Below are 11564 nucleotides of genomic sequence, written 5' to 3' on the forward strand. Positions count from 1 at the left end.
TCGGCGCTTATTCGCCATTCAGGCGACGATCCATTGCGTGTCTTACGGCACTGTCATATTGTCGCCGATCGTGAGTGTGCGCGCGAACAGCCCCGCGGTAGACGGTCTTGTTGTCGAACAGTTCGGCCCCGCAAGCCGGCGATCCCGGGTGGTGACCACGGCCCTGCGGCCGGTCGCGCGCACGGTCATCGAGTTCTCCTCGGTGTTCGCGCGCCCGTGGAATGTGGGACTGGCGGCGGTGAGCGACTATGCGGGAATCCTGCACCGAACACCTGAGGGGCGGTCCAGGCGGCCGGTGTACCTGCCGGATCTCGACCTCGAATGGGTGTGGTGCTCGACCGCGGCAACGCCGGAATCGGCTCCCGGCGCGGTGCTGTATTTCCACGGTGGCGCGTTCGCCGCCGGCGGATTGCGCACCTTCCGGGGGATGGCGGCGAGACTGTCGACCGCGACCGGACTGCCGGTATGCCTGGTGGGCTATCGAAAGCTGCCTGCGCGACTTCCGGAGATCGTCGCCGACGGTGTGCAGGCCTATCGATACCTGCTGGCGCGCGGGTTCTCGCCGGATCGTCTGGTCTGCGCCGGGGACTCCAGCGGCGGATGTCTGGCGTTCGCGGTGCCGCTGGCGGCCGGGGCCGTGGGCCTGCCGTTACCGGGCAGCATCGTGGCGGCGTCGCCGTGGACGGACTTCGACGGCGCGGCCAGAGCGGAATCTCCGAACCGCCGGACCGAAGTCTTCTTCTCCGCCTCCGCTGTGCAGCGGCTGGTCCGTCGTTTCCTCGTCGACGAGCGGGGGCGCTACGCCGACTCGCCGGTGGATGCGGATCTGCACGGTCTGCCACCGGTGCTGATCCAGGTCGGCACCGCCGAACTCCTGCGCTGCGACGCCGAACTCATGGCTCGGCGACTGGCCGCCGCGGGCGTTCTGTGCCGACTGCAACTGTGGGACCGGCAGCCGCACGGGTTTCCCGTCTTCGGCGTTCTGCCGGAGTCGGTTCCAGCCATCGCCGAGATGGCGCGCTTCATTCAGGAGAATTCATGAGATCCGATGTCCGCAAATGGTTGCTGCCCGGCGGTGCGGTGGCGGCAGCGTCGCGGTTCCGACTGGAGCCGATCCCCGCCGAACGCAGCGACGACTATCTCGCCACCGCACCCGTCACGGCCTCCGTGCACGCCGAACTGCCGATGCCGCCGACAGCCGTCTTCGACGCCCTGATCGACGAATCGTGCTTCTCCTGGCTTGCGGGAGTATCCGGCTTCCGCTACGACTCGCCCCATCGTGGCCTGGGAGCGACGCGAGTGCTGCTCAATCCACTGCTGGCAGTCCGTGAAGAGTTCACGACCTACCGGGTGGGCGAACGGCTCGATTACACCTTCACCGGCATGTCGGTTCCAGCGCTGATCTCCGCCGTCGAATCCTACGAATTGCAGCCGGTCGCACAGGGTTCCACCTTGCTGACCGTGCGGGTCGCGATGACGCCGCGGATCCCGGTGCCCCGGATGATCGCCCGGCCGCTACACCGGGCGTTCACCGCGCAGGCCGTCCGCGGACTCGGCCGGGCCGAGCCGACCGCGGAGTTCCCATGAGTCTGGTGGTCGAACAAATGCCCGGGCTGGCGGTGGCCCGGGTTTCGCGGTGGTTCTTCAACTGCTACCTCCTGGGCGATGCGGCCGCGCTGGTAGTGGTGGATCCCGGGATGCCGCGGATTGCCGAGGATCTGGCGCCGATCACGGCCGGGCTGCCCGGTTCCGTGCGAGTCGTCACCGCCACCCATGGGCACGGCGATCACGTCGGCGGTGCGGCGGTCCTGGCGCGCCGATACGGCGCGGCGATCTATCTGCCCGCGGTCACCTTGACCTATCTCGACAAGGCGCGCCCGAAGACTCCGTCCTTGGCGCACATGGCGCGGGCGTGGCCGCTGCTGATCGGGCAGCCCTTCGATCGCCGCGGTGCGATGGGGTCGCTCCAGGCCACTTTCACGGCCGGATTCGGCGGCCCGCGCGGCATGATGTGGACCGGACCGCGTCCTGCCGGTGGTCTGGCCGAAGGGATGTCGTTGCCGGAAGCGCCGGACTGGACTGTGATCGAAAGCCCGGGGCACACCGACGACAGCATCGTGTTCTGGAACGAGCGCACACGCACGCTGCTCTCCGGCGACGCCGTCATCACGATCGGCGGCCGGCCTCGTTTCGCCCCGGACATCGTCGACGCCGCGGCCGCGCACCGCACCAGGCGCCGACTGCGCGACTTGCCGGTGGCGCACCTGCTTCCGGGACACGGTCGGCCGATCCATGCGGAATCGGTGTGGGCGTTGGAGTTCTGAGTGGGGAGTGGCGCGCACCGTCCAGCCGCTTATTACAAAGGTCTAGCGGTTGATGAGATTCTGTAATACTGTGAGTGAGAGTCACGGATAATTGGCTCGTTCGAATCGTCATTCAGAGGAGCCGGCAATGGCGCTACACGCTTCGGATATCGACGAGATCGCGCAGATGCTGGTGGACAGTGCGGCGCAACTGTCGTTCGATGTGCACACCGATATCGACTGGGACGCCGGGTTCGTGCCCGGCATGGCCTTCGGACCCGAGCATCGCAGCGCCCTGTACGGGACACCGATCTGGGACGCGTTGAGCTGGGAACAGAAGGTGGAGTACTCGATCCATCAGCTGGCCTCGATGCACGCGATCGAGTGGTGGGTAGAGACGCTGCTGATGCAGATGCTGATCCGGCAGGTCAACAATGCCGACGGCGCTACGCCCTACGCGTGGCACATTTACACCGAGATCGCCGACGAGTGCCGCCATTCGACCATGTTCGGCCGGATGGTGGCCGCGACCGGAGCACCGACCTACGGTCCGCCGTGGTGGGCGCGGCAGGCGGGAAAGTTGTTCGGCGCCTTCGCTCCGCCGGTGATCGCGATGGCATTGGCGATGTTCTTCGAGGAGTACGGCGACGCGCTGCAGCGCGAGGCCGCCGCTGACGAGTCGGTGCAGCCGCTGGTTCGACGGGTCAGCCACATCCATGTCATCGAGGAGTCGCGGCACCTGAAGTTCGCGCGGGCCGAACTGGTCGAGCGGGTTCCGCGCTCACCGTTCGAAAAGGCTTTGCTGGCAGTGCTTTACGGACCCATCGCCTACGTCGTGACCCGGTTCATGGTCTCGCCTGAGGTATTCGAGAACTCCGGTCTGGACCGGCGGGCCGCCACCCGTGCGGCGCGGCGCAACCGCCACTGGCGGGAGACCCAGCGCTGGGCCGCAGAACAGGCCATGCGCACGTTCGCTGAGTTGGGTATCCGCAACCGCTTCGGTGACGCGGTGTGCCGCGCGGCCGGCGTGCTCTGAGGCCCGCGCATGCCACACGTCATCACCGGATCGTGCTGTGGCGACGCGCGATGCGTTGCCGCCTGTCCGCTGGACTGTATTCACCCGCGCCCGGACGAGCCCGGCTTCGCCACGGCGGAGATGCTGCACGTCGATCCCGCGACCTGCATCGACTGCGGGGCCTGCGCGGATGCATGTCCGGTCGACGCGATCGCTCCACTGTCGAAACTGCCGGTCGCGCAACACCATTACAAAGCGGTCAACGCCGACTACTTCGCCGGGCGTCCGGCATCCGGACAGTCGATCGGGCCTGTTCGGGCCATTCCGGTCCTGCCGGGCCGTGGTCGGCTCCGGGTCGCTGTCGTCGGGTCGGGGCCCGCGGGAATGTACGCGGCCGAGGAGCTGCTGCGGCACCGCCGAGCCGAGGTCGACGTGTACGAGCGCTTGCTCACTCCGTGGGGGCTGGTGCGGTCCGGCGTCGCACCGGATCATCCCGAGACCAAAGCGGTAGCCAGGACGTTCGAATTGCTTGCGCGCGAGGACAATCTCCGGTTGCGGCTGGGTGTCGAGATCGGCCGCGACCTCGCCATCGAGGAGCTGCGCCGGCACTACCACGCGGTGATCGTCGCGACCGGCGCCGCCCACGGGCGCACCTTGGCGGTACCCGGCGCCGACCTGGCCGGAAGCCTCTCCGCCACCGATCTCGCCCAGTGGTACAACGGACATCCTGATTTCGCCGGTCGTGCTGTCGACCTGTCCGGCGACAGCGCCGTCGTCATCGGCAACGGCAACGTCGCGCTCGACATCGCACGCTTGCTCATCACCGACCCCACCCGGCTGAACCGGACCGACATCGCCGACCATGCGCTGAAAGCACTGGCGCACAGCAGGTTCCAGGATGTCCTGATCCTGGGCAGGCGGGGCCCGCGGTTCGCGGCTTGCACCGAACCGGAACTCGCCGCCCTGGCGCGGATGGGCGAGGGCTCCGTCGAGGCGGACTCCCGGTCCCTCGTCGCGGGCGATCTGGACTGGACCGAGTGCGACCCGCCGCACGTGCGGCGCAAGCTCGCCTTGCTGCGTAGCCCCCGCGAGGCCGCGGCGGTCGGGGGCAAGCGCGTTCGGTTCGGCTTCCATTCGACCGTTGTCGCGATTCTCGGCGATGAGCGAGTCCGAGCCGTCGAGATCGAGGTCCGGACCAGCTCCGGCAGCGAGCACCGAACTGTTCCCGCCGACCTGGTCGTGCACGCCATCGGGCACGACAGCCGGCAGCTGCCCGGTGTTCCGTTCGACCCGGTCCTCGGCCGGACTCCGCACCGGAACGGGAGAGTTCTCCAATTCCCCGGTGGCCCAGCGATTCCGGGCCTCTACACCGTCGGATGGCACAAACGAGGCGCCAGCGGAGTGATCGGTACGAACCGCTTCTGCTCGCAGGAGACTGTCGCCGCGCTGCTCGACGACTTCGCGGCCGATCTGCTCACGCCCCCGGCCGGAACCGTCGACGCGTTACTGGCGAAACGCGGTGTGCGGCCGCTGGATCGCCGGAACTGGCACCGGCTGGACCGCGAAGAACAACGTCGCGGACGGGTGGCCGATCGCCCCCGAATAAAGCTCGTCGACCCCGTCGAACAGGCCGCCGTCGCGCGCCGATGAACCATCGCCGGAACGAATTACGGCGAAGAGACAGGAAATTCGTGTCTACACCACCACCGGTCCACGTCGATAGCGACGGACCGATCACCACGATCAGTATCAACCGCCCCTCCGTGCGCAACGCGGTGGACCGCGTTACCGCCGACCTGCTCGCCGCAGCGTTCCGGGACTTCGACGCCGACCCCGCCGCCGCGGTGGCTGTGCTGTACGGCGCCGGGGGAAGTTTCTGTGCCGGAGCAGATTTGCGAGCTATGTCGGCCGGGGACGGCAATCGAGTGTCCGCCCACGGCGATGGACCGATGGGCCCGACCCGGATGCGACTGTCCAAACCGGTGATCGCCGCCATCGAAGGACATGCGGTCGCCGGCGGTCTCGAACTCGCGATCTGGGCTGATCTGCGCGTCGCCGCCGCCGACGCGGTGTTCGGCGTCTTCTGCCGACGTTGGGGTGTGCCACTGATCGACGGCGGCACCGTCCGGCTACCGCGGCTCATCGGAACCGGTAACGCCATGGATCTCGTCCTCACCGGTCGGCCGGTGGCGGCGGAAGAGGCGCTGCGGATGGGCTTGGTCAACCGCGTTGTCCCGGCCGGCACCGCGCTGATCGCGGCGCGGGAACTGGCCCGTTCTCTGACGGTCTTCCCGCAAACCTGCCTGCGCCACGACCGCGTCTCGCTGCTCGAGCAGGACGGACGCGATGAGGCTGACGCTCTCGTCAACGAATACCGCCACGGACTGATCTCCATAGCGGCCGACACCCTCACGGGAGCGCTGCGATTCACCGAAGGTGCGGGCCGGCACGGAGCTTTCGACACCCCGGCCGAGCACAGCACGGACAGCGGCCGATGATGCCCGCGGCACTGCCGCACAGGGTCTCCGCCGCGCTGCCGGAGCGGCGCACGGTGCTCAAGGGCGGTGTCGTTGCCGCCGCCGCGGCCTTCACCGTCACCGGACTTGCCCGCGCCGATAGCAGCGTTTTCAAACACGGCGTCGCCTCCGGCGATCCGCTTGCGAGCGCGGTGATCCTGTGGACCCGGGTGACGCCGACGCCGCACGCCACACCAGGCTCCGGACTCGGCGATCCGGTCGCCGTCGACTGGGAGATCAGCCCCGACGTGGACTTCCGCGACATCCACGGCCGAGGAACCGTGACCACGGACCCGGATCACGATCACACCGTCAAGATCGACGCCGCGGGTCTGCGACCACACCGGGACTACTTCTACCGCTTCACCGCACTCGGGCAGGTCTCTCCGGTCGGCCGGACGCGCACCGCCGCGGCCGACGAGGCCGACATCGATCGGCTGCGGCTGGGCGTCGTTTCGTGCGCGAATTGGGAAGCGGGGTTCTTTTCCGCGTACCGGCATCTCGCTACCCGCGACGACCTCGACGCGATAGTGCATCTGGGGGACTATCTCTACGAGTACGCGCGCGGCGCGTATGGCGGCCGTGCGGGCTCGGTGCGAGCGCACGAGCCCGCACGGCAGATCACCACGCTGGCCGACTACCGCATCAGGCACGGCCAATACAAGACCGACTCGGACCTGGCCGCGCTGCACGCGCGGTTCCCGTTCATCTGCACCTGGGACGATCACGAGATCGCCGACAACGCCTGGTCCGGTGGGCAGGGCATCGAAATCCCGTTCCTGTCAGGAGACTGGAGGACTCGCCGCGCGGCCGCCATGCGGGCCTATCTGGAATGGATGCCGGTACGCGCCAACGGGACCGGCCCGCACGTCAAGCTGTACCGGCGCCTGAGGTTCGGCACCCTGGCCGAACTGTCGATGCTCGACCTGCGCAGCTATCGCAGCAAGCAGGCCACGCCGGTGCTCGGATCGCAGGTCACCGAAGATCCCGCCAGGTCGATTACCGGCAAGGACCAGATGGACTGGCTGATCGCGGGTGTCGCCTCCGCGCCGACGCGATGGAAGCTCATCGGTAATCCTGTCATGATCGCACCACTGGTGCTGCCGCCGCTGAATCCCGACCTCGCCGCGGCCCTGCACGACAGCCTGGGAACACCCGAGTCCGGCGTTGTCGCGCTGGTCGACCAGTGGGACGGCTACGCAGCCGATCGGCGGCGGCTTTTCGACACCATCACCGCTCAGGCGATCACCGACGTCGTCTTCCTCACCGGTGACATCCACAGCTCCTGGGCGGCGGAACTGCCCGCGAATCTCGCCGAGTACCCGCATGGGCCCCGCGTCGGAGTCGAATTCATCGTGCCGTCGGTGACCGCGAAGGGGGTCGGCGACGCGATTCCGGTCCCGCCGCGCACGGTATCGCGAGCTGTCGAAGGGGCGGTGACAGCGATCAATCCGCACCTTCGTTACGTCGAGTTCGATTCCCACGGCTACGGGGTGCTCCATCTCGACGCCGAACACGCACGCATGGAGTGGTGCTACGTCACTGATATCGCCGACCCCGGAACCGGTGTGCGCCAAGCTATGTCGCTCACAGTCCGGACGGGCAGGGCGGTGCTCGAATAGGTGCCGCCGGCGTGAGCGCCCCGCTGAATTCCTCGATCTCCGATCCCCGGGCACGTCCCTCGTCCCTCAGTTAGCGAACCCTGTCATGAAACTCGAGCATTGCTTTGGCCCTCTGATCGGCGCCGTGATCCTGTCCACCGCCATCGGCTCGGCCGTGCCCGTGCACGCGGCCGAACCTGCCACGCTGGCCGAGACCACGATCGCCGGCAGCGAGGTGGGCTGTATTCAGGGTGCCCCGACCTTCGACAATGTGGTCACCAGCGCTGCCACCGCCATTCGCAGCGTCGTTCCCGTCTCCCAGAGAACCGAGTACGACCGCGCGGTCAACGATTTCCGCCACGACATCGCCACTGTGCGAGTCGACCGCGGCCTGCTACCGGTGCACCCGAGCACGGTCAACGAGCGGACAGACCTACTCGACGATCCGATCGTTACCTACCTGGTCAACGGGCTGGACGCGGTGCGCGCCGGCCGCATCGGAACCACGGTGTCGGTCACCGAGTTGACCGTCAACGACGCTATCGAGGTCTTCGTACTGGCCACCGGAATCGTCAGGATCCCGGCCCATTTCGCGGCCGGAGCGGTCCCCATGGTCGGGTTCTTTCTGAAGCCTGTGGTCAACGCACTGGCCAATGGCGTGAAGACCGTGGCCCGCACGGTGCAGGACCACCTGGCGAACAAATGTCTCCCGCCCGAGACCTACCCCGACCTCGACCTCGGTGAGCCGGTCATCGAAACTGTCCCGCTGCCCAAGGCATTGATCGACTTGGCCAACAGTGTCGTGCGGGCCGACGGGATGTGCACGCCGATCGCCGACCTGACCATCCGCTCGGTCGTCGAGAAGACCCGCGATTTCCTGCACAGCTCCCAGCTGCCGCTGGACCGGGCCGCCATGCACGCGGCGGCCGAATCGACCCTCGCCTTCCTCGACGACCACTACATCGCCAAGGTCCTGCTCATGCGACGCACCGAGGAACTCGGCATGATCGTCGACTCCGCGGACTTCGGGCCGCTGACCTTCCTCGCCAATCTCGGGTTCGACATCTACGAAAGCAGAGCGCTCGACACCGTGCGACTGGCCGACATCGAAGTGGAGAACGTCTTCGATCTGGTGACTCTCACCATCGACGTCGCGAGCCTGCTGACCTCCGCCGGCACCACCGTTGCCGGCCTCGCCACCGCGGGCGTCGCCGGCTTCCCGCTGGCCCTCGCACATGCCCTCGCGTTCGCGCCGGCCACCTACGGTGCGCCGATCCTGCGCGGCGTCATGCAATCGATGTGCACCGCGTAGTCCCCGCATGCGCCCGGCGAAGTTTGGGCAGAGCGACGGGACTCGAACCCGCCCCGGAGCGACGGTGCGGGAGTAGCGGGAACGACGAGCTTTAGACGGATGTTAAGTGCCCTGTAAGCCGGTTGGGGAAGTGTCGTCGGTACTCAGGGGCGATACAGGGGAGGCACAGATGCGCCGAGTACGGAAGCGGGAGCCAGAAGACGAACTATTGGCCGAGGCTATGGGCCGCATCGATTCTGGTGCGAAGTTCGCCGCGAGGTTCCTCGAGAATGACATCGTCGAGTTCGACCGTGAAGTGCTGCGGAGTTTCGATCTTGCGGTCGAGCGCGTTCACTCGCTGCTCGTCGACTTGGGCGACGGCGCGGATCCGGAGGTAATGGCGGCGGCGCCCGATCGGGCCCGGTTCCGGGTGCTCGCGAAGGAGGGCTTGATCAAGCAGCGTGCAGGTCAGAAGACTGCCGAACGCGTTGCGGCGCTATTGGATGCTGCCGATCCAGGTCCGGAGTGAAGCGTGCGTGTTCGGGGGAAGTATTGGGCGGGACTCATCACGATGCTGGTCATCGGGCTCGTAGCTGGAGGATTTTTGGGCTCGATGCTCAGGATCGCCGACGACGGTAAGCGCCGAAACGACGATGTCGAACATGCCGAGCTGGTGTTGTTCCAGTCGGCACACGACGTACCGCCCGGTGATGCGATTCTGCGGTCGGTCGCGGAGGTGACCGCGTACTCGGGCCGTTTCGCGAACTATCCCGATATCCGGCAGGAACTGGTCCAGGAAACGCTGTCACGCCGCAACTTCGACACTGAAGTATTGATCGCCTTCACCTGGGGCGGGAGCTGCTCTCCGGGCAACGGCGCGAAGTTGACGACCTCCGGCGGTGCCAACTATTCGGCCCGACTCACTGGGGCCGGCGACCCGCCCGACGAATGCGCCGCGCAGTGGAAGTACTTCGCTGTCTTCGCGATTCCGGTGGCCGAGGCACCACCGCAAACCACACTCGGTGGTCTCGCTCCCGGTCGCCCGGGGCCCGCGCGGCTCATGCTGCTCGGGCAGTCATTGCATTCAAGTTCAAAGGAATGGGGCGCAGAGATCAGTCAGCTGGACCAACTGCAGCGCTTTCTCGCTGACGTGCGCATGCCACCCGACACCGCGTCGTCGCTGACCTCCGAAGTGCTGGGCCGCGGCCGTGGGCTGCGCGCCTACGGTTTCGCCCTGTCCGGCTGCCGCAATGACGGCGCCTATCTCACGATCTCGAAGGACCGGTTGAAGGCGGTGCTGACCGGTGGTGAACGGTTCGCCTGTGCGCAGGCGGAACACTATCTGGCGGTCTTCGTGGTCCCGGCAGAATTCGTCCCGCCGTCGGCGAAAATCGGCTAGCGAGTGATGAAGTGAGTTATCCGCAAACTCCAGCGCCGAGTGGTGCTACCGCGATGTGCGCCGGGGTGCTGGCAGCCCTCGGTAGCCTGGCCCACTTGTTAAGCGCCGCAGGCTCGTTCATCGTGGCACTCATCCCTCCGCGGGTGTATTGCGATCGCCAGCCTTGCCCCCAGCCCGCCTACCTGCCGCATCTCGCCGTGGCAGGAGGCATCGGCATTGTTCTGCTCAGCGTCGGTTGTCTACTCGCGGCGGGAGCATTCGGGCTGTTCCGCCGACGCCACAAAGGGCAAACACGGGTACAGGAGGGCTGTGTCCTCGCACTCGTCAGCCACCTGGTCGGCCTAGCGGTAGTCGCGATCCTTATCAGTACCAGGGAAATTACCGATTCGGACGCCGTCGACTTCTCGATCACGGTGGCCATCGCGCTCCTGTTCCCCCTCGTGACCCTGGCTCTCGCGTCGTCACCTTCAACCAAACGGTGGCTCGACCACACACCCGCCCGCTGACCGTCGCCACCAATGGCCACTGCTGATCTGACCTGGGAAGTTTGGGCAGAGCGACGGGACTCGAACCCGCTACGACCAGTTCCACAAACTGGTGCCGCGACCGCTTTGGCTTCGCTCTGCGTGGACTCGATCGGATTTGAACCGACACCCGACTGCGTGCAAGGCAGTTGCTCTCCCGTTGAGCTACGAGCCCGGGAATAGAAAGGCTGGTGTAGAAAGAGAAAGGGCCGCTCCACATTGTGTGGTGCGACCCTTGATGAGTACTCGAAATCTCATCAAGGACCGGTCGAGGCATGGTTCGAGGAGCCGTCGGCCATATGCCGTGCCGCCTCGAATGCCTTATGCCCCATCATCTTCCGGTACCTTTCGTTGTTGTGTGTCCCCAAGGTAGCAGCCGATCTGCTCGGGGGAAACCTATTTAATTCGGTGGAGGTGGGTATGAGTTTCAGATTGGCGGCCTACGCCGTGTGCGTCCAGGACGAGCTGGTGTTGCTCACCTGTCACGTGGCTCAGTCCGGCGCGACCAGTTGGACGTTGCCGGGTGGCCGGGTCGAGCACGCGGAGGATCCGTTCGACGCGGTGATTCGTGAACTGACCGAGGAGACCGGTTACCGCGGGGTGGTCGAGAAGCTGCTCGGTGTGGACTCGCGGGTGATTCCCGCGGTCGTCGCTCATGCCGGAGTCGAGCACCAGAATGTCGGCATCTTCTATCGGGTTCGGGTGACCGGTGGCAAGCTCCGTGCCGAGCTCGATGGCGCGACCATCGATCCGACCTGGACCCCGCTCGCCGAGGTGCGCGCGCTGCGGCGGTCGTCGCTCGTGGATACCGGTCTGGCGCTGGCCCGTACCGGCCCGCCCACCGGTCACGTTGCCCCGACTCCAGTCGGCGGCTTGATCCAGTACTGAGCCGGGTCCACTCGCCGGATCGGTGCG

The 11564-nt window shown here is 66.8% G+C and carries 12 protein-coding genes and 2 tRNA genes; 12 read left to right on the forward strand and 2 right to left on the reverse strand.

Annotated elements, in window-relative coordinates; genetic code table 11:
- Positions 1-70: 70 nt before the first annotated feature.
- The 11 genes from AB0M14_RS29875 (at position 71) to AB0M14_RS29925 (ending at position 10631) form a co-directional block, all read left to right on the forward strand.
- Positions 71-1042 (forward strand): alpha/beta hydrolase, encoded by a 972-nt coding sequence (locus AB0M14_RS29875; RefSeq protein ID WP_365000681.1) that lies wholly within the window; start codon positions 71-73, stop codon positions 1040-1042.
- Positions 1039-1587 carry an SRPBCC family protein gene (locus tag AB0M14_RS29880; RefSeq protein WP_365000684.1) on the forward strand — a complete coding sequence of 183 codons (549 nt, stop codon included), beginning with the start codon at positions 1039-1041 and terminating at the stop codon, positions 1585-1587. The genes AB0M14_RS29875 and AB0M14_RS29880 overlap by 4 nt, the downstream gene beginning before the upstream one ends.
- A complete protein-coding gene (locus AB0M14_RS29885) occupies positions 1584-2324 on the forward strand; it encodes an MBL fold metallo-hydrolase (RefSeq protein WP_365000686.1) in 741 nt (246 codons plus the stop codon). Before AB0M14_RS29880 ends, AB0M14_RS29885 begins: the two co-directional genes overlap by 4 nt.
- Positions 2325-2451: 127 nt before the next feature.
- Entirely contained in the window at positions 2452-3339 is an 888-nt protein-coding gene (locus AB0M14_RS29890) for a diiron oxygenase (protein WP_365000688.1), read from the forward strand.
- 9 nt (positions 3340-3348) lie between these two features.
- On the forward strand, positions 3349-4968 hold the full coding sequence (locus AB0M14_RS29895; protein ID WP_365000690.1) for an FAD-dependent oxidoreductase: 1620 nt from the start codon (positions 3349-3351) through the stop codon (positions 4966-4968).
- Between the two features lie 41 nt (positions 4969-5009).
- The gene (locus AB0M14_RS29900) at positions 5010-5816 is read left to right on the forward strand and encodes a crotonase/enoyl-CoA hydratase family protein (RefSeq protein WP_365000692.1); all 807 of its coding nucleotides are present in this window, start codon (positions 5010-5012) and stop codon (positions 5814-5816) included.
- The gene (locus AB0M14_RS29905; protein WP_365000695.1) at positions 5813-7456 is read left to right on the forward strand and encodes an alkaline phosphatase D family protein; all 1644 of its coding nucleotides are present in this window, start codon (positions 5813-5815) and stop codon (positions 7454-7456) included. Before AB0M14_RS29900 ends, AB0M14_RS29905 begins: the two co-directional genes overlap by 4 nt.
- A 124-nt stretch (positions 7457-7580) precedes the next feature.
- Positions 7581-8747 (forward strand): hypothetical protein, encoded by a 1167-nt coding sequence (locus AB0M14_RS29910; protein WP_365000697.1) that lies wholly within the window; start codon positions 7581-7583, stop codon positions 8745-8747.
- Between the two features lie 169 nt (positions 8748-8916).
- Positions 8917-9255, forward strand: coding sequence for a hypothetical protein (locus AB0M14_RS29915; protein ID WP_365000700.1), 339 nt, complete (start codon positions 8917-8919; stop codon positions 9253-9255).
- 42 nt (positions 9256-9297) lie between these two features.
- Positions 9298-10125, forward strand: coding sequence for a hypothetical protein (locus AB0M14_RS29920; protein ID WP_365000703.1), 828 nt, complete (start codon positions 9298-9300; stop codon positions 10123-10125).
- Between the two features lie 11 nt (positions 10126-10136).
- A complete protein-coding gene (locus AB0M14_RS29925; RefSeq protein ID WP_365000706.1) occupies positions 10137-10631 on the forward strand; it encodes a hypothetical protein in 495 nt (164 codons plus the stop codon).
- Between the two features lie 42 nt (positions 10632-10673).
- Here the strand turns inward: AB0M14_RS29925 and AB0M14_RS29930 are convergent.
- Together AB0M14_RS29930 and AB0M14_RS29935 are read right to left on the reverse strand one after the other, a co-directional pair.
- Positions 10674-10750 (reverse strand) — tRNA-His (locus tag AB0M14_RS29930).
- 2 nt (positions 10751-10752) lie between these two features.
- A tRNA-Ala gene (locus AB0M14_RS29935) sits at positions 10753-10824 on the reverse strand.
- A gap of 245 nt (positions 10825-11069) precedes the next feature.
- Here AB0M14_RS29935 and AB0M14_RS29940 point away from each other — a divergent pair.
- A complete protein-coding gene (locus tag AB0M14_RS29940) occupies positions 11070-11537 on the forward strand; it encodes an NUDIX domain-containing protein (RefSeq protein ID WP_365000709.1) in 468 nt (155 codons plus the stop codon).
- The last annotated feature ends 27 nt before the right edge of the window (positions 11538-11564 follow it).

It is taken from the genome of Nocardia sp. NPDC051832, from assembly GCF_040681285.1.
Taxonomy (GTDB): Bacteria; Actinomycetota; Actinomycetes; order Mycobacteriales; family Mycobacteriaceae; genus Nocardia.